This window comes from Okeania sp. SIO2F4 (genome assembly GCF_010672385.1).
Taxonomy (GTDB): domain Bacteria; phylum Cyanobacteriota; class Cyanobacteriia; order Cyanobacteriales; family Microcoleaceae; genus Trichodesmium.
On record NZ_JAAHGT010000076.1, the window covers coordinates 1 to 18,419 of the forward strand.

The following is an 18,419-nucleotide window of genomic DNA, read 5'->3' on the forward strand; positions in this document are numbered from 1 at the left end:
AGCGTGTCTATGTTTATGAGTGTGGGTAAGTTTCATAAATTAAGACCTCTCCCCCAACCCCTCTCCTGCAAGGAGAGGGGAGTTTCTCCCCCTTCCCTTGTAGGGAAGGGGGTTGGGGGGTTAGGTTTTACCCACAATTTTGCAGAGCTGATAACTGATATAGCGCTACTTATTAAGGTTAGGACATTTCTAAATCCTGTTTGCGCAGCATTCCGTAGGAAAACCCTTTGACAGTTTACTATTCCCTATTCCCTATTCCCTATTCCCTATTCCCTATTCCCTAGCGCGTAGCGCTATAACTGATAACTGATAACTGTTTTCACGGAACTTGCCAAATTTTAATTGTTTTATCGTTACTCCCACTCGCTAAACTTCTACCATCCTGACTAAACACCACCGAAAATACATCGCTCGAATGACCATTAAGAGTTTCCAATAATTCCCCAGTAATAGCATCCCATAAATTAATAGTGCCATTGCGATATCCACTGGCAACTATTTTTCCATTCGGACTAAATGTTACCGACAAAACATCACTCATACCATACTTCAAATTTTGTATGGGTGTCGAAATAAGTTCCCCTCCATAAACCTGCCATAACTTAATCGTGCCATCTCGACTACCACTCGCTAATATCCCACCATCCGGACTAAAAGTGAGCGATCGCACCCAGTCTGAATGACCCTTAACTGAGAATAACTCTTTCGCCTTTTGCAAATCCCATATTTTAATAGTTTGGTCGCGACTACCACTTGCCAAAATTCCACTATCTTGATTAAAAGCAACAGTATAAACCCGGTCTTCATGTCCTATTAAAGTAAACCAGCGCTTTGCCTTCTGCAAATTCCAAATTTCAATCGCCTTATCCCTACCCCCACTTGCCAACATTTGATTATCCGGACTAAACGCCACCGTATCTACCCAGTCAGAATGACCAATAAGAGTAAACCAACGTCTGCCTTTTTTCATATCCCAAATTTCAATAGTTTTATCCCGACTGCCACTCGCCAACATTTCCCCATCTTGACTAAATGCCACTGTTTGCACAGAGTCGCCATGACCAGTCAGAGTAAACCAACGTCTACCTTTATTCATATCCCAAATTTCAATAGTTTTATCCCGACTACCACTTGCCAACGTTTCCCCATTCGGACTAAATGCTACTGAATTTACCGAGTCAAAATGTCCGGTCAAAGTCAAGACACATTTCCAAGTTGACTGTTGTGGTTGCGGAATAACTGTAGGTTGCACAACATGAGGCGGTGCAGTAATAGAATTTGTAGGTTGTTTTGTTTGCGGTTTGGGAGGTTGGTATGTGGGTATAGGTGGTCTAGTAGGAGTTGGAGAAGTTGTTGGTCTTCTGGTTGGGGATGGTGTGGGTGGAGAAATATTGGGGAGAGTAGGGAGTTTCACGTCTGGGTTTAATTCTTTCATTACTTCCGCAGCAGACTGGTAACGCATTTTAGGATTAGTTGCCAACATTCTATCAATAATTCTCCCTAACATACTATTAATAGATTGACTCAAATAATCTCGCCATACCCATTTATCTTTCATCACATCAAATAGATCGAAAGGAGAGACTTGAGTCAACAAATAAATACAAGTTACTCCCAAACTATAGATATCGCTGGCAAAAATAGCATGACCTCTTACTTGTTCTGGAGCGACATATTCCGGACTACCAATAATTGTTCCTGGTTGCATTAAAGAAGTTCCAGTAATAACTTTAGCTGCACCAAAATCAACTAAGACTAATCTATTAGTATTAGTCATCCATCCAGTAGTTTGTGGAATAGAACTACGACGAATAATATTTTCTGGTTTTATATCCCGATGAATTACTTTATGTTCGTGAATAAATTGTAAAACTGGTAATAATTCATTCAATATTTGTTTAATTTGATTACTATCAAACGGACCCTTTTTTATTGACTCTTCAGCTAAATTAGAACCGTCGATAAATTCTTGTACTAAATATTGATTATTATCCTGTTCAAAGTGAGCTAATAATTCGGGAATTTGTGGATGTTGACCAAGTTCATCTAATCTAACAGCTTCCTGTTGAAATAATTCGGCAGCTTTTTTTGGGTCTCCAGTATTTTGAGGTAAAAATTGTTTAATTACACAAGGGGGATGAGAAGGTTTATCTTCATCTACGGCAAAAAAGGTTCTACCAAAACCACCCCTACCGATAGGTTTAATGGGGCGATATCTTTCTCTGAGCAGCAACTTTGACCCACAGGCGAGGCAATATAATGTCCCTTCAGAATTTTGGGGATTTTGGCATTGAGGATTGAGGCAATAACTCATATTAACAAGATTAGGCTACTATCTCTATACTAATTTAGGGAGTAGGGAGTAGGGAGTAGGGAGTAGGGAGTAGGGAGTAGGGAGTAGGGAGTAGGGAGCAGGGAGCAGGGAGTAGGGAGTAGGGAGCAGGGGGGAATAATTAATATATTTAGTGCAATAATTGATTGGATTTTTTACTATTGGAGAAGTCTATTAGTCTTAATTAGACTATAAATCTATAAAATAGGGAGTAGGGAATAAGGGGAAATAATTAATATATTTAGTGCGATAATTAATTGGATTTTTTATTATTGGAGAAGTCTATAAGTAGTCGTGCAAAATAGATTTCCTAGTTGAGAGAGGGAACAGGGAACAGAGAAACTAGAATATGTAATTAATTTTGCATAGGAGCTTATAATACCAAATCCGGTTATAAAAAGCTAGTTTTTCCAAATCCTTCTAATCCTTCTGCCTTCTGCCTTACCTTCACTATAAATCTCTCTTGTAAACCGGATTTAGTATAATTATGTCAACTGCTAACTTAACTCAGAGTAACCAGGTTTCTCAAACCTCCAATCAAGTCCCATTGTGGGCAAAAGCGATCGCTTTGTTGACGCTTTTGAACCTCATTTTAGGACTATTTAATATTAGTTATGTGCCGTTACGGGACATTTATTTAAAGTATTTGCCTGCCGTTGTTAGGGTTTATGACCCGATAAAAGGTATCGAAGCTAATACCCAGACAGAAAATTATCTTGTCACTGTCAAGCAACTTGTGGCACAACTACCAGAAAAAGGACTTATAGACCAGACTACGAAAGACAGATTAGCTTCTTTACGCAGTCAGAGTGTGGCTTTAATAGAAGAAAACCCATTTATGGTAGGTAATAAGTTTGCCACTTTTGCCAAAATTCAACGACGAATGCGGGAGCGAGTAGGAGTTGAATCTACAAGAGAAGCTTTTCTAATTTTCTGGAGTATAGATTATTTAATGTCAGAAAATGTGATTGAAGAAATTGATTTTTTTGAGAGTAAAATTAGTCCGTTAATTCGTACTAACTATTTTCGCAATACTGATGTTACGGGTCAGTTTGTCGATGATTTTTGGCGGATAGATTTATTTTTTATTGTCTTTTTTGCTGGAGATTTTCTGCTGCGTAGTTTAATCATTTCTCGCAAAAATCCATCTCTGAGTTGGGGAGATGGAATGTTACGCCGTTGGTACGATATTTTCCTGTTACTTCCTGTTTGGCGATGGCTGAGAATTTTGCCTGTTACTATTCGTTTGCATAAGGCAAAAATTATTAATTTGGAAGGAATTTTAGCTCAAATTACTCACGAACCTGCTGCTTATTTGGCTGACCGTGTAGCTGAATTTGTGACTTTAAGATTAATCAATCAAACTCAAGAGTCGATTCAGAAGGGAGATATGGCAAAAGCCCTATTATCCCCTCAACCAGGAATCAAAGTTAGTGATGTCGATGGAGTTGAAGTTATTAGTAACCGCCTCTTAGATTTAACAGTTTATAGAGTTTTACCAAGGATTCAACCACAAATAGAATCTTTATTACATCACTCTTTAGAAAGTGCTATTAAACAAAATGATTTTTATGAAATTGTAGGTCAAATTCCTACTTTAGGAAACTTGCCAGATAGTGCGATTAAACAATTATCAATCTTTATTACTGATGCTACCTATGACGTAATTTCTGCTTCTTATTCCGATCTAGAAGGTAGGGAACTTTTTGACAGTTTAGCTAAACAATTTCAAGATTCTTTGCGTAAAGAACTTCAGAATGAGGAAACATTGCGTGAAATTCAATCTTTACTATCTGATTTATTAGAAGAAATGAAGTTAAATTATATTCAAAATTCTCGGAAATTGACACCAGAACAAATGATAGATGAAATGGCAAAAGTAAAACAGGTGGCTCTAGATACTCAAGAACAGGAAGAGTAGTTTTGTTGTATAAAAAAAACAGCATTTTAAATTTGCATAATATCCTCTAATTGCAGTTGTAAATCAGGAAATATATAAGAATAAATAGGCTCTCCCAAACGATATTGTTTTTGCTGATACACACCATTAATTAACTGGCAAATTGTAAAAGTAGGTTGTTTAGGATTACCAATAAATTGCAAACCACCCAAGCCCATAAAATCCACAATCCAATATTCTGAAATATTTAAAAAAGCATATTATTCTACTTTTATAGCATAATCATCTTGCCAATTTGTACTAACAACTTCTGCAACAAGTTTAATGGTACTACCGTTACAAATTACTGGTTCTTTTTGCCAAAGAAGTTCTTTAATTAGTTCTGATTTGTCTAAAACAATTACATCAGGACGTAGAACAGTTGCTTCAGCAAATAGGGGTTGAACTAAACAATTTTTGGGAATCAACCAGTTGAAATTATTCCGAAAAATTTCAACATAAATTCTACCAGCAATACTCCCAGCAACAGCTTTGTGAGGACCAGTAGGCTGCATATCTCTTAGTTATCCGTCAATGAGTTCATAGCTTGTATTATCCCCATATTGGGTAATAAATTCTTCAAAACTAAGTTGTTTCGATGATGTGTAAGTAATTTCAGTTATCAGTTATTAGTTAAGAGTTATGAGTTAAATGTAGGTTGGGTTGAGGAACGAAACCCAAACTATTCTGATTACGACTATTTGAGATATTTTTTGAAATATCTGGAGTTAAGCACTCAAAATTAGCGATCGCTTTAATTAGTTCTCTATTAGAAGAGACAAAACAATCTGTTGACCCAAACTTAGCTGTAAGAAAAACTTCTATATCTTCTGTCGGGATATTTCCTGTTATTTCACTTTTGCAAGATTACGGCACTCTGCATCAGGGGTAACATAAAAGATGTTTAGATTTGACCAAATAAGACCAAGAACTAAACCTGCTTTGTCTTTATCCCATAAATATTTACCCACTCGCCGGATTTGGTCAATTAACTCAGGAGACAAAATAATTTCAGCTTCAATTGTTGTATATTGTTTACCATAATAACCTATAGACTCAAGAATTTTTGCCTCATTTGAATTAACTTCTTGAATGCCGATTATATAAACATTTGTATCAAGACATAAACGTTTGATTTTAGATATTATCTATCTTTTTCCTGAAGCATTTCTAACTTAACCTTCTTAATTAGATCGAGTATTTTTTCCTGAGAATCATATCCTTTTGCTTTTGCTATTTCCCGCATAATCTCAAATTCATCTGGCTCGTTTTTGGCAACAAGAATAATGTCAATTTCACCATTACTAAACTCTGGAGAAACAGTAATTTTTATTTCTCCATTTTTCACTTTTCCTTTTGTTTGTATAATTCTCATCTTATATAGCAATTTTCATTAATATAGAGTACAGAGATTTGAGTTGAAAGGAAGAAGGAAGAAGGAAGAAGGAAGAATTTTTGTAGTCTACCTTTATGAAAACCGCTATACCTCTTTTTCCTTACTCTTAAAATATTTTATCGTTTTTATGAAAAAATAGTTGATGGCTAAGGGAATTTTTCCGATCCATCGACTATTTGATAAATAAAACCCATGCTTACTTACAATTTCAACTCAAACAAAGTGCGTGTTATTTTTGGAGACGACGATGAACCTTATTTTGTTGTAGAAGATATTTGTGATATTTTGAAAATACCTGATGGTAGGTTGAGCGATGAGGATAAAATTACCCATAAATTAAACGACGAACAAGAAATTATTGTTACTTCCGAATTTGGGGTATACGAATTAATAATGAACTCTGTAGGAGAGAAGGAATTTAAGCGGTGGATGTTAAGAGAGCTTCTACCTGCTATTAGAAAGACAGCTCAAATCAAAAGTTTTCGTTCTCAAGAATTAATTCATGTACTAGCAGTGCAGAAAGAAATTATCTTTAATTAAGTCTACAACGAGAGCTATCTCAGTTTCAACGCGACGGTTAGATTGAGTGGTATCAGGAAAAATGTGATGATAAAAGCTCTAAAAAATCCAAAATCTGGTGTCTATCGAATTTTTCATGGAACAACAATACCAACACAAAAAACATTCAAACTTATAGAACAATGGGAGAATGGATGGAAAAAGATTTCAGATTCAACAATAGCCAAAATCATTGAATATTATGCTTTTGACGCTCCTGAATCCAACGACAGAGCAAAAGATACTTTCAAAACATTTGCTCCCATAGGTATCAGCAACTGGGTAAAAGAAGCAGTGCAGTATGTTGAAAAAGAACCTACTGATAACGACCCCAAGGAAACTTTAGCTTCCATAGATGAGAAGCTGAGTCTGATTCAACAAACTGTCCAGGAGTTAAGTCAACAATTACCTGAGTCCGAGAATCAGGAAGAGTAAAAATAAATAAATTTTAGGGTGTAGATGTCTATACCCTGTCAGAAGTCTGTCCTTGCCTTTAAGGCTTTATAATACTAAAAAGGGCGAACGATGGGACTCGAACCCACGAATGGTGGAACCACAAACCACTGCCTTAACCACTTGGCCACGCTCGCCATGAATATTTTTCTTACAGTTTCCTAATATAGCACTACCAAATTATATTTGTAAACCCCCCTCGCTCAAAATATAAAATCTAAAACCTACCACTCAATGAGTTATTGCATTAATCCTCAATGCCCCAAACCAGAAAACCCAGATACAGCAAGCTATTGCCAGAGTTGCCACTCTCCCCTAATTCTCCAGGGGCGCTATCGTATTCTGAAAAAAGTTGGTCAGGGAGGTTTTGGCAAAACATTTTTGGCCGTAGACGAACAACATCCTCTAAAGCTCCCATGTATTCTTAAGCAAATATCATTTCCCACCCTCGACCCCGAAAGCTATCAGACAACAGCTAGACTATTTCGGCGGGAGGTAATGCGTTTATCACAGTTGGGGCAACATCCACAAATTCCTCTACTTTTAGCTCATTTCCAATACAATCAAAATTTATATTTAGTGCAGGAATATATTCAAGGTCTGACATTAAAGCAAGAATTACAACAAGGTCTCTTCAACGAAGAACAAATATGGCAACTTTTGCGAGAGTTACTGCCAGTATTACAGTTTATTCATCAACATCAAATTATTCACCGGGATATTAAACCAGAAAATATTATTCGTCGTACTTCCCCACCTATTAATTATCAAAAACCACCCCATCTACCAGGAGAAAATAAACTGGAAAAATTAGGAAAAGTGGGGGAAATTGTATTAATTGATTTTGGCGTGGCGAAGTTGCTGACAGGTACTGCTTTAATTAGAACTGGCACCATTATTGGTAGTCCGGAATATATGGCACCGGAGCAAACCAGAGGGAAAGTATTGCCAGCAAGTGACTTATTTAGTTTGGGTGTAACTTGCATTCATTTACTGACAGATGTTGCGCCGTGGGATATGTTCGATGTTATCAATGACTGTTGGAGATGGCGAGATTTTTTGCCGAGTGGGGGTAGTGTGAGTCAACGTCTCGGCAATATATTAGATAAGTTGTTGCAAAACTCTGTGAGTCAACGCTATCAGACAGCGGAACAAGTTTTGGAGGCGTTGGAGTCTCGCTCTAGTATTGTCAGTCAACCTGTGAAAAATGTTGAGTCTTTGGCATTGGTGAATCAAAAGTTACCTCTGTTGCCATCGGTGCAGAGTTTGATGGGGAGGTTTATTCCGCAAATTATGACACTGGATGAAAATCAGTTAATTTCAGCAGTAGGGGTAGACTATGGGAAATTGCAGTATTTGTTGGCAGTGCAAAAGTGGCAGGAAGCAGATATGGAAACCTGGGCAGTTTTATGTGATGCTTTAGGAAAGAGGAGAAAAAGTTATTTTTTTCGGGATGATATTGATAATTTGCCTTGTGAAGACTTACTGACTATCGATCGCCTTTGGGTGAAGTATAGTCAGGGGAAGTTTGGGTTTAGCGTGCAAAAACAGATTTATGAAAGTGTGGATGAAGATTATGGAGAATTTTGTAGTCAGGTTGGTTGGTTGACTTATAATATGCACTTTCGTCATCAAGGATTTAAGTTTAGAAATTGGGCACCAGTTGGTCATTTACCTTCAAGAATTTGGTCAGGAGGTAAAAAGTGGTGGAGTCATGCTGAGACAATGGCGAAAAAGTTGGATAAGTGTTTGTTGTAGGTAGTAGTTGTTAGGTTTTAGGTTACAGCAGTTTTTTTATGGGTAGATCGCAGTAGGGACGTTCCATGGAACGTCCCTACAAAGTTTTGATTGTAACGATGTGGTTTATAAATCTGAAAAACGCTGTAAATATTTTGATGGAAAGGTTTAGCTATCGACCATAAAAGTCAAAAAACCGATATTTGAGGAATTGATTTTTTCTTAGCGATCGCTTATACTACTACCAAAATTTTAAAGTGGATTTAAAATATGTATAAAAATCTGGAAGTAGACCATATTTTTAGAATAGTTGAAGATGATGCGGATGCGATAAATCAAATATCATCACTAGGTTTTTCTCCTTCTGAAATTAGGGAGCATACTGAACAAGGAACCAGTTCAAGGTTTATTTTTTTTGAGAAAAATTATTTAGAACTAATATATCTTAGAAGTAGAGAAGAATCCCAGAATAACTTTGTTAAATTTCATCAAAGGGTGGATAATTTCAGAAATAAATCTGGTTCTCCTTATGGAATAGCTTTTAGAGGTAAACTTTCAGAGATAGAGAAAAATGATTTTGAATTATATCAACCTAAATACAATTTATATGGTAAAAGTTTCATTATCTATATGCACGGTTGCTATTTCACAAATCCAGAAATGCCAGCGATATTTTTCCTGGAAGTAAGTAACAGTACAAAAGAGGAATTTTATCCGATAAACAGGGGGTTGTCTTGTAAAAGAGATATCTCTTTAAATCAATTTACTGATGTAGTATTAATTTCTCCAATATTAAAAGAAGAGTCTTTTGGAAATTTTGAAATTCAGAGAGGGGATGAGGAAAAATTACTAATTAACGGTAAATTTTCATTTTGATAATTATTAGTTTTAGGGAGTAGGGAGTAGGGAGTAGGGAATAGGGAATAGGGAATAGGGAATAGGGAGTAGGGAGTAGGGAATAGGGAATAGAGATTAGTATTAAACTGTACCTCACTATCCTCTAAATTTTAAATTAATAAATTAATTTCTTGTTGACCTTGAAAGAGAAAAGCTTCAGATGTTTATCCATATTAATCTGCATATTAATCCATATTAATCCGTATATCCGTGGCAAAATCATTGTGTACCATTCCTCCTAAAAGTCATCCTCTAAAGTTTCAATTTTAGGGAGTAGGGAGTAGGGAATAGGGAATAGAGATTAGTATTAAACTGTTTAATCTCCATATTAATCCGTATATCCGTGGCAAAATCATTGTGTACCATTCCTCCTAAAAGTCATCCTCTAAAGTTTCAATTTTAGGGAGTAGGGAGTAGGGAGTAGGGAGTAGGGAATAGGGAATAGAGATTAGTATTAAACTGTTTAATCTCCATATTAATCCGTATATCCGTGGCAAAATCATTGTGTACCATTCCTCCTAAAAGTCATCCTCTAAAGTTTCAATTAATAAATTCATGAAAGATTTATCCATATTAATCCGTACATCCGTGGCAAAATCCTGGTGTGATATCCGTGACCAAATTCCTGTGTGCCATATCTCCTAAAAGTCATCCTCTAAAGTTTCAATTAATAAATTCATTTGTTGTTGACCTTGAGAGAGAAAAGCTTCACATTTTTGCAAATCTGTCACAGCAAGAGAAAATTTTTCAAATACTTCCTCTAATGTTAATTCTCCTGATTCAATTTCAGCAATAATCTCTTCAATATTAATGACAGTTCCCTCATAATCAAATTCCATTTTTTTACTCCAGATTTTCAGATTCAAAAATATCCATAATTTTAACTTTTACCTTACCACTATTTAACTGAATTATCAATTCTTGGTCTGTCGTTAAATCCGACGTTGAATTTACCAACTTACCATCAGTTTGTTGCACCACTGCATAACCTCTAGATAAAACTGCTTTAGGGTCAAGTGCTGCTAACTTTTGCCTTAACATCTGACATTTAAAATTTGCTTTGTCTAAAGTTCGAGAAGTTTGAGGAATATTTTTCAGACGATTTTTCAGAGACTTTAAATTTGCCTTTTCTTCATTAAATCTAATTCTCAAAGCATCAATAATTCTTTCAACTTTTTGACGATGTTCGGCATAAAGTTGATTTTGGTCTGGCACAACTTTTTCTGCTGCTGCGGTGGGAGTATGAGCAGAATAATCTGCCACTAAATCTGCAAAAGTCTCATCTCTTTGATGACCAATACCCGTAATAATTGGAATTTCACAATCGGCAATTACTCTAACAACTCTTTCATCATTAAAACAGGATAAATCTTCTACTGCTCCACCACCTCTAGCTAAAATTATTACTTCCGCGCGTCCGTCTAATTCTACTTTTTTTATTGCTTCAACTATGGCAGGAGGAGCAAATTCTCCCTGTACTAATGTTGGGGATAATAATATTTTTACCAGAGGAAAGCATTGTTTAATTGTCCGTTGAATATCTCCCCAGGCAGCAGCAGTATCTGAGGTAACTACAGCAATTATTTTAGGAAATTTGGGGAGACTCTGTTTATTTTCTGGCTCAAATAAACCTTCTGCTTCTAGACGGGAACGTAGTTGTAAATAGCGGGTATTTTGTATTCCATCTCCAGCAAGAGAGACAGTATTAACTATTAATTTATAGTCCCCTCTAGGAGGATAGACACTAATTCTACCTGTGACAACTATTTGTTCTCCTTTTTCTGGTTGATGGTGAATATTTTTGAGAGTATTTCTCCAAATAGCACAGGGAAGAGAGGCAGAATTATCTGGTTCAGAAAGTGTGAAATATAAGTTTCCTGAATTTAGTTTGGCGCTAGAGACTTCTCCGATAACTGATATTTCTTGAAGTTGGTAGTCTTCTTCTAAAATGTCTTTGATATAAAAGGTAATTCCTGCTACTGAGAGGGGAGATTTTTCTATGAATTGTTCGGGAATATTTGCGGTCATTGATGATGGTTTGTTTTGGTTGATTATCGTGGGTAAAGTTTACAATAGATGGAAGCTAAAAGTCAAAAAATTAAGTAGGGTGTGTGACGGCATTCTTAATTGTATCTTTGAGGATTTATATTCCTCTGGCCGTCACGCACCGTGAGAATAGAATGGTAAAATAAGCCTAATAAGTGTAGGTTGGGTTTCCTACATCAACCCAACGAAAAGAAGCCTATTAATTTTCTTTTTTTATCCCCTTTAAAGGGAAAACTTGAAGCATAATTTTCTAGTCATATTCAAAATTTTATTTGGAGTTCCGATAATTTTTCTTTGAGTAATTTTGGCAGTGAGGTCATTTCAGTTATCAGTTATTAGTTATCAGCGATCGGCGATCGGGATCTATTGATATCCTCTACCTAAATCTGGATGTTTGTCGGTAATATGCAGTTCTCTTTCAATTGTTAATTCAACATCACTGTTTAGGTAAGAACAGAAAAATTGTATGCTCAAAATTTTTTGCTATTCACAAGTTTTACTACAGCAGTTTTTAGGTCAATAAACCACATCAAAAAAATGATAACCCAGTAGGGACGTTGCATGCAACGTCCCTACTATGGTCTACCAAAATGAAAACTGCTCTAAGATTATTAGGACTTACGCATAAACGCTATTGGTAGAGTGTTTAGCCGCTATATTAACAGACTAAGACTCCATATATAGTGTTTTTTATAAGTCATGATTATACTATGAATTAATTGGAAATATTAGGAGTCATAAATGACGCTTTAGCTATAACGCTCTCTTTCTATAGATTGATTTTTTATTCATCTATTGGACAATAGTTACAGTAGTTTCTGCACATTATGAAGTACATCTGCGGAGCAAGTGCGGGAACTATATCGCTACTTTCATACAACGAAGCCATCAAACGTTATAGTTTTGTATGAGCGATCGCTCTGAGAATGAAATTATTATTAGTTTTGCTTTTGGAATTATAATAGAGTAGTTATTAATAATGTGAGATTTGATCTGGATGCTGAAGAACTTTTAAGGTGTTACGAGAGTGGGGAGAGAGATTTTCAGAAAATAATATTGATTCAAGTTGACTTAAGTGGTAAAGATTTGAGTAATACTAACTTTCAGTCTGCTAGCTTAATCGACTCTAATTTAAGTGATTGTGGTTTAAGTAATGCTAAATTTGATTTGGCTAACTTAATTAACACGAACTTAAGTAATGCTAAGTTAATATCTACTAGCATTATAGCTGCTCACTTAATTAAAACGAACTTCAGTAATTCTGATTTTAGTAATTCTTCCTTGGCATACACTTATTTCTTATCTGCAAATTTTACCGAAAAATTAATAATTAATAATTAATAATTAAATGATTCGCGCCTTGAAGCCTCCCCTTGGATAGGGGAAAACAAAGAAAATATTCCTTATATTCAATCCTCTCGGTTAAAACCTTCTTGTAATTATCAATTATCCATTAATGAAAAAATCTATACTCCAAAATGCTCATTTAGTTCTATCAAATTTAGCTGGTTCAGACCTCATAGAAGCAGACTTAACAAATGCCGACTTAGCAGATGCCAATTTAACAAATGCCAACTTAACAAATGCCGACTTAGCAGATGCCAATTTAACAAATGCAAACTTAACAAATGCCGACTTAGCAGATGCCAATTTAACAAATGCAAACTTAACAAATGCCGACTTAGCAGATGCCAATTTAACAAATGCAAACTTAACAAATGCCGACTTAGCAGATGCCAAATTAGCAGGAACTATTCTCCCACCATTAAATAACGTCAGAAGATTTGAATTTCTAAAAAAAACCAAGATTATTACATGGGAAAATCTCAATTTGCGCTCCCAATCAGAAGTTAAAATAGCAGAAGAACTCGACAAAAGAGACTTACTTTTTTTTCCCAATAGCGCCGCCCGTCTCACCACAAAAGAAGGGCGTAAAAATAAAGAACCAGATTTCCTAATTTGCTACAAAACTACCAAAGGATTTAAGTGGGAAATTATCGAAGTTGATAGTCCTTACCATCAACCTAAAAGACGAGTAGAAGAACAAGAAAGAGAAATGGATTTTGAACGAAATGGTGTCATAATTTATCGGTTTGACTCGAAAAAATGTTATACAGAACCCGATCAAGTTGTAGATGAATTTTTAGAGCTTTTAGAAAATCAAAATTCATATCTATCTAATAACTAATAGACATCTCCAAAAATAAAAAATGAAATCAATTCAAGATATGAAATAAACAATTTAATTCCCTATTCCCTCCATACCTATTCCCTCCATACCTGACTTCTGCAAGAAGTCTAATAGGAAGAAAGCTAAATTATATCTAATGTTACAGAATGGAATAGTGCGTTACGCTATCACGAACGCACCCTACTGGACTGTTTCAGCTAAAACTGTGCAATAGATTTTTATTTCTAGGTGTTTTTTTCTCCCCACACGGACCACACGGACCACACGGACCACACGGACCATCTAACGCACCATTTAAGATGAAACAATTCACTACAGCTTCTTTAGTGTGGATCAAGCTTACAATAAATTAATCCTAAAAGTTAAAAAATCAACAGAGATGTTTAATAGTATTCTTCTGCACATTCAGGTATATTTGTGTTTTGGCAGAGAAAATTTTAAAAAATATAGTATGGATTTTCCTGTTTGAGGGTAATTATTATGAATTATACTAATAATGCTGCTTGATGAGAAAGTAAATGTTTCCAAAAATCTGAGATATAGTTTTGAATTTTTTCTCTATATTTTTATTCCTGTTTTAGTTCATCCAAGTCTGAATTCACAAAATCAAATATTATTAGTGGGATAGATTAATGAAAAAAATAAAAAAATCAATTTTTAGCCATAAATGGCAAGCATTTTGTCTAATGATAGTTGCTTGTACTTTAACAGTATGGGTATCTCCAGTTAGTTCCCAAGAATCAGAAACAGAAACTTCTGCCACCATTGCAGCAATTACTACTCAAGAACCAGAAATTCCTGTCGATGAGCTGAAGCTTTTACTCAAACCTTTGACTCAGGAGGAATTAGAAGTCGAAGCTAAAGCTTGGCAGAATTTGCTAAAAGCAAAAGTTCAGGAAATTAGTGATGCTGAAATTGCTATCAAACGCAAGAATAGGGAAACCCGAAAATCTGAAGAAGCGGTTGATGCTATAGAGAAAGCTCAGAAATCTCTTGATGAAGCAGAGGCAAGAAAAAAGAATGCATCTCCTGGTTCTCCAGAAGCAGAGGAAGCTCAAAAAAATCTAGAAGCGGCACAAAAAGAACTCGCCAAAGCTCAAGAAGCAGTTGAGGAAGTTGTTGAAGCTAAAAAGCAAAGTGAAGGAACTGAGGAAGCTACCCAAGACCTAGAAGTAGTAGCAGAAGCGATCGAAGATGAAGTTAGTAATACAGATGATATCAATACTCAACAGGAATTAGCAGAGAAAGAAAAACAGTTAAAAGCATTATCGGAGCAACTCGAAGATTCTAGTGAAGTCGCATCGGAAGTCAAAACTCAATTAGTCGTTGGTGTTACTGAGCTTCAACAGGAGCAAACTGCTCTTGCCGATCGCTTTGATACTGTTTTGGATGAATTTGAGAGTAAAGGAGGCAAAGCTGAATCTTTCCGTCAATATGTTGAATCTGTTAGTGGTCTCGAGATTGATGTGAGTGATACTGAAGGTTTGTGGTTAAGAATAGCTGGTTGGATCAAATCAGAAGAAGGTGGTTTACGTTGGGGCAAAAATATTGGTATCTTTTCGGCAATTGTGATTACTTCTGTAATTGTGGCTGCAATTTTAGGCTTTGTTACTAATAGGAGTCTGCGAATTTTAGGGGGAGTTTCCGATCCTTTGCGTCAATTTTTGGTCAGAACTGTTTGGCAAGCAACTGTTGGTGTTGGTGTCTTATTAGCATTGACTGCTTTGGAAATAAATCTTGGTCCAATTCTCGCCTTAGTTGGTGGTACTAGCTTCATCTTGGCATTTGCTTTGCAAACCAATCTTGGAAATTTGGCTAGTGGTTTAATGATTATGATTTATAGTCCGTTTAATGTAGGTGATGAAGTAGAATTATGTGGAACATCGGGTTATATTGATTCCATCAGTCTCGCTCATACAAAAATAAAAGGTTGGACTGGTCAGATTATTACAATTCCCAATAACTCTGTTTTGAGTAGTGTGGTGGTTAATCATAGTGCTAGAGATACTCGTCGCGTTAGTTTACAAATTCGGGTTGGTTATAATGAGAATTTGTCTAAAGTTGAGCAATTACTTTTGGATATTTTTAAATCTCATTCTCTAGTATTAGACCAACCAAAACCAAGTACATTTGCATGGAAATTTGAAGAATACTTCGTCGATCTGTATGTAGGAGGATGGACTAAAACTTCAGATTACTGGAGGGTATATAATGAAACTCTTCATCAGATTAAGGAAAGATTTGTTCAAGAAGGAATTTCTATTCCTATTCCCCAGAAAGATATTCGTTTTCAAGAGCCTAACCAATTATCTTTGAAACCTCAAAAAAATAGTATAGCAGGGAATAGGGAATAGGGAACAGGGAACAGGGAACAGGGGAAAAACATTATTAAGTAACATTAATTAACCGCAATGTAGGGACGTTGTATGCAACGTCCCTACCAGGTTGGGTAAAGATTGTTTATTACAATTATTTAATCAGACATGATATTACACTACACCAACTGGAACTTCATCTAACTGTTTCAAGAACTTTTTAATTAACCCAATAGTTAGTGCTGGAACTTCCAATTGAGGAGTTAAACCCACATCGTCTAACGTTTGAAAAATCTGCACAGCTTGACGATTCAAATCTGCTAAACGTTGACCTATTTCTGGTCCTGTAAATTCCGATTTTTTGCCCCAAATAATTGCAGTCGGAATTGTTAATTGACTCATATATAATGATAAGTCAAAACACAAATCTCCCCGCACAAAAGATAAAGCAGCATATTCCGCATTTGGTTGACTTGCTGACTCTAAATATGCCTCCACAATTTCATCAAAAATCAAACTGGGATTACCAAATTGTCTCGTTTCTAGGAAACTTTTAATTCCTCCTGGAGTGGCAACACCAGCACTATAAATAAAACGATCTAGTATTGGTGTACTTACCAGTTGAGCAAAAAAACTGCGGGTATAATTTTCACCGAAGTCGGATAAACCTGCGGGAGTAGTCAATATTAGAGACTTGAATAATTCCGGACGAGCGATCGCTACTCTCACCATTATTGCAGCAGTCAAAGAAGAGGCAATAACTCTGGTGGGAGGTTGACAAGTTTGTTCTAAAAATTCGGTAATTGTTGTAATGTAATCATCTACTTTGTAATCTAATGCTTGATGTTCCGATCGCCCCCACCCAATTAAGTCAGGAGCCAGGATGCGGTATTCTGAGGCGAAGGCAGGATAAACTTTTGACCATTCGTAGGCAGATGAACCCCCACCGAAACCGTGGAAAAATACGAGGGTAGGTAAGTCGTCAGTATTGTCGGTCTCAGTTTTCCAGGGTGCTTTGTCATTGGTGTAGTAGACCATGCGACCTTGGGAAGTGACAATTGATTTTTGCTCAAAACCTACAGGAATAAACATAGTAATTTTAGACTTTAGAATTTGGTATTAATGTAGAAACATCTTCAAGTATAGAATCATTTTTGGGTGGTGGTGCATTGTAATAGTGGTCTATATGTAATTATTTTGGTCAAGGGAACAGTGGGAGCATCCAGGGCTGTTTCATTGTGGTGAAACGCATCAAGGGGGTGAGTTTGGAAGGTGTGGGTCAATAGGGGGTATGGAAAAATCGAACCCCCAAACAGTTAATTCAACCCCTCTAGTTGTAGTTTCTCCCCACACCTCCCACACTTCCCACACTTCCCACACTTCCCCCTCTTCCCACACTTCCCCCTCTTCCCACACTATTGTTGGGTTTCGCCAGCTCAACCCAACCTACAGAAGTAAAAATGTTATTAAGATTAGCAGATTTTCAATTTTTTCTAGTTTAAGGTAATTATTATCTATAATTATTTATCTCAAACAAATGCAAGTTCAAGAAAATAAGTTTTCCTGGTATGATGTGCCTGAAGATGTCAAAAATTTATTGATGTTAGCTGTAGAAAATTGGGAGGATACAGAAACATCAGAAAATTATATTAATCAAGCTTTAGCTAAGACTGATGGAAATCTGGATATTTTGATAGGTGCTTATCGTTATTTTTTCTATAAAAATAATATGAAAATGTCGCTTCAATTGGCACATAAAGTAATGGCTGAAGTCAAAAAACGAGAAAATTTACCAGAAGATTGGCAAGGAGTAAAAAGTATATTAGCGAGTCGTAAAAATGAGCAACAAATTAATCTGTTTATTACAGCTTATGCTGCTTCCGGATTAATTATAGCCAAGATGGGAGATTTGGCAAAAGCTAAAGCCATAAGTGAGGAAGTTAAAGAAATTGATGAGAAAAATGATTTAGCAAAAATTTTGTTTGATATTATTACTAGACCGCCGGATGAAGATGAAGATTAAATCGAAGATTAAATCAGTTATCAGTACCTCCAGCTTCCGAATTATCGTACTCCATCATCACCTACTCGTAGTACATCAATATTTTAATTAAAACGTAATAGAGCTTGTTTTAATCTAGGTAATAAATTTTAATCGATCGGTAAACGTATTTTCATTAATTTTGTAGTTGCTCTTTCTTGATTTGAGCTTTAATTTCTCTAATTCTTTTTACTAGAGGTGAAGGTTCAGAAGCTAACCATTCTTGATAACAAGCTTCACGCCAAGCAATTAAACGTGATAAATAGGCATCTACTTCATGACAATTATGTAAATAATAAGTTATAGTAGCGTAAATTTTATCTAAACTTAAGCCAGGAAAATTAACAGCTATTTCTTCTGGTGAATATCCATCTAAATAATAATTCAAGACATTCTTTTAACCTTTGACTTTTGTAAAACAGTCCCCAGATGTGAAATAATTTCCTGAAATTACTGTAGTGGACCGACACGACTAAAATGGTGCCCTGCGCCGGATTCCTGCATCCTTTTCATA

General features: G+C 35.9%; 15 protein-coding genes, 1 tRNA gene and 3 pseudogenes. 10 read left to right on the top strand and 9 right to left on the bottom strand.

The features are described 5' to 3' along the window. Positions 1 to 319 precede the first annotated feature (319 nt). A complete protein-coding gene (locus F6K22_RS07470; RefSeq protein WP_293095302.1) occupies positions 320 to 2,314 on the bottom strand; it encodes a serine/threonine-protein kinase in 1,995 nt (664 codons plus the stop codon). 505 nt (positions 2,315 to 2,819) lie between these two features. Here F6K22_RS07470 and F6K22_RS07475 point away from each other — a divergent pair. Further along, a complete protein-coding gene (locus F6K22_RS07475; RefSeq protein ID WP_293095305.1) occupies positions 2,820 to 4,253 on the top strand; it encodes a hypothetical protein in 1,434 nt (477 codons plus the stop codon). A 26-nt stretch (positions 4,254 to 4,279) separates the two neighbouring features. On the opposite strand, the pseudogene F6K22_RS07480 reads toward F6K22_RS07475, so the two are convergent. Next, a pseudogene (locus F6K22_RS07480) lies at positions 4,280 to 4,885 on the bottom strand (Uma2 family endonuclease). Between the two features lie 530 nt (positions 4,886 to 5,415). Then, positions 5,416 to 5,646 carry a hypothetical protein gene (locus F6K22_RS07485; RefSeq protein ID WP_293095308.1) on the bottom strand — a complete coding sequence of 77 codons (231 nt, stop codon included), beginning with the start codon at positions 5,644 to 5,646 and terminating at the stop codon, positions 5,416 to 5,418. A 213-nt stretch (positions 5,647 to 5,859) separates the two neighbouring features. Between F6K22_RS07485 and F6K22_RS07490 the strand changes: the two genes are divergently transcribed. Together F6K22_RS07490 and F6K22_RS07495 are read left to right on the top strand one after the other, a co-directional pair. Then, positions 5,860 to 6,207: a BRO-N domain-containing protein gene (locus F6K22_RS07490; RefSeq protein ID WP_293095311.1), complete on the top strand. Its 348-nt coding sequence runs from the start codon at positions 5,860 to 5,862 to the stop codon at positions 6,205 to 6,207. Between the two features lie 66 nt (positions 6,208 to 6,273). Continuing rightward, positions 6,274 to 6,660 carry a hypothetical protein gene (locus F6K22_RS07495; protein WP_293095313.1) on the top strand — a complete coding sequence of 129 codons (387 nt, stop codon included), beginning with the start codon at positions 6,274 to 6,276 and terminating at the stop codon, positions 6,658 to 6,660. Between the two features lie 82 nt (positions 6,661 to 6,742). Here the strand turns inward: F6K22_RS07495 and F6K22_RS07500 are convergent. Further along, positions 6,743 to 6,815 (bottom strand) — tRNA-His (locus F6K22_RS07500). A gap of 97 nt (positions 6,816 to 6,912) precedes the next feature. Here F6K22_RS07500 and F6K22_RS07505 point away from each other — a divergent pair. Both F6K22_RS07505 and F6K22_RS07510 read left to right on the top strand, forming a co-directional pair. Further along, entirely contained in the window at positions 6,913 to 8,436 is a 1,524-nt protein-coding gene (locus tag F6K22_RS07505; protein ID WP_293095316.1) for a serine/threonine-protein kinase, read from the top strand. Between the two features lie 249 nt (positions 8,437 to 8,685). Further along, on the top strand, positions 8,686 to 9,291 hold the full coding sequence (locus tag F6K22_RS07510; RefSeq protein WP_293095319.1) for a VOC family protein: 606 nt from the start codon (positions 8,686 to 8,688) through the stop codon (positions 9,289 to 9,291). A gap of 662 nt (positions 9,292 to 9,953) precedes the next feature. Here F6K22_RS07510 and xseB read toward each other — a convergent pair. Both xseB and xseA read right to left on the bottom strand, forming a co-directional pair. Further along, positions 9,954 to 10,151, bottom strand: a complete 198-nt coding sequence (gene xseB / locus F6K22_RS07515; protein ID WP_293095321.1) for an exodeoxyribonuclease VII small subunit — start codon at positions 10,149 to 10,151, stop codon at positions 9,954 to 9,956. A 4-nt stretch (positions 10,152 to 10,155) separates the two neighbouring features. Continuing rightward, entirely contained in the window at positions 10,156 to 11,340 is a 1,185-nt protein-coding gene (gene xseA, locus F6K22_RS07520; protein WP_293095323.1) for an exodeoxyribonuclease VII large subunit, read from the bottom strand. 999 nt (positions 11,341 to 12,339) lie between these two features. On the opposite strand from xseA, the gene F6K22_RS07525 reads away from it, so the two are divergent. The 4 genes and pseudogenes from F6K22_RS07525 (at position 12,340) to F6K22_RS07535 (ending at position 15,903) form a co-directional block, all read left to right on the top strand. Further along, positions 12,340 to 12,699 carry a pentapeptide repeat-containing protein gene (locus F6K22_RS07525; protein WP_293095326.1) on the top strand — a complete coding sequence of 120 codons (360 nt, stop codon included), beginning with the start codon at positions 12,340 to 12,342 and terminating at the stop codon, positions 12,697 to 12,699. Between the two features lie 115 nt (positions 12,700 to 12,814). Further along, a pseudogene (locus F6K22_RS43040) lies at positions 12,815 to 13,006 on the top strand (pentapeptide repeat-containing protein); the annotation flags it as partial. Continuing rightward, positions 12,931 to 13,131 (top strand): annotated as a pseudogene (locus tag F6K22_RS43045) (pentapeptide repeat-containing protein); the annotation flags it as partial. The pseudogenes F6K22_RS43040 and F6K22_RS43045, both read left to right, overlap by 76 nt. A gap of 1,050 nt (positions 13,132 to 14,181) precedes the next feature. Continuing rightward, a complete protein-coding gene (locus F6K22_RS07535; protein WP_293095332.1) occupies positions 14,182 to 15,903 on the top strand; it encodes a mechanosensitive ion channel family protein in 1,722 nt (573 codons plus the stop codon). Between the two features lie 135 nt (positions 15,904 to 16,038). Here F6K22_RS07535 and F6K22_RS07540 read toward each other — a convergent pair whose 3' ends face one another. Together F6K22_RS07540 and F6K22_RS07545 are read right to left on the bottom strand one after the other, a co-directional pair. Further along, positions 16,039 to 16,956 carry an alpha/beta fold hydrolase gene (locus F6K22_RS07540; protein WP_293095335.1) on the bottom strand — a complete coding sequence of 306 codons (918 nt, stop codon included), beginning with the start codon at positions 16,954 to 16,956 and terminating at the stop codon, positions 16,039 to 16,041. Between the two features lie 159 nt (positions 16,957 to 17,115). Beyond that, positions 17,116 to 17,304, bottom strand: a complete 189-nt coding sequence (locus F6K22_RS07545; RefSeq protein WP_293095337.1) for a hypothetical protein — start codon at positions 17,302 to 17,304, stop codon at positions 17,116 to 17,118. Between the two features lie 97 nt (positions 17,305 to 17,401). Here F6K22_RS07545 and F6K22_RS07550 point away from each other — a divergent pair, with 97 nt between their 5' ends. Next, positions 17,402 to 17,887, top strand: a complete 486-nt coding sequence (locus F6K22_RS07550; RefSeq protein ID WP_293095340.1) for a hypothetical protein — start codon at positions 17,402 to 17,404, stop codon at positions 17,885 to 17,887. Between the two features lie 154 nt (positions 17,888 to 18,041). Here F6K22_RS07550 and F6K22_RS07555 read toward each other — a convergent pair whose 3' ends face one another. Continuing rightward, complete coding sequence (locus F6K22_RS07555; RefSeq protein ID WP_293095342.1) at positions 18,042 to 18,293, bottom strand: DUF433 domain-containing protein; 252 nt, start codon at positions 18,291 to 18,293, stop codon at positions 18,042 to 18,044. Between the last annotated feature and the right edge of the window lie 126 nt (positions 18,294 to 18,419).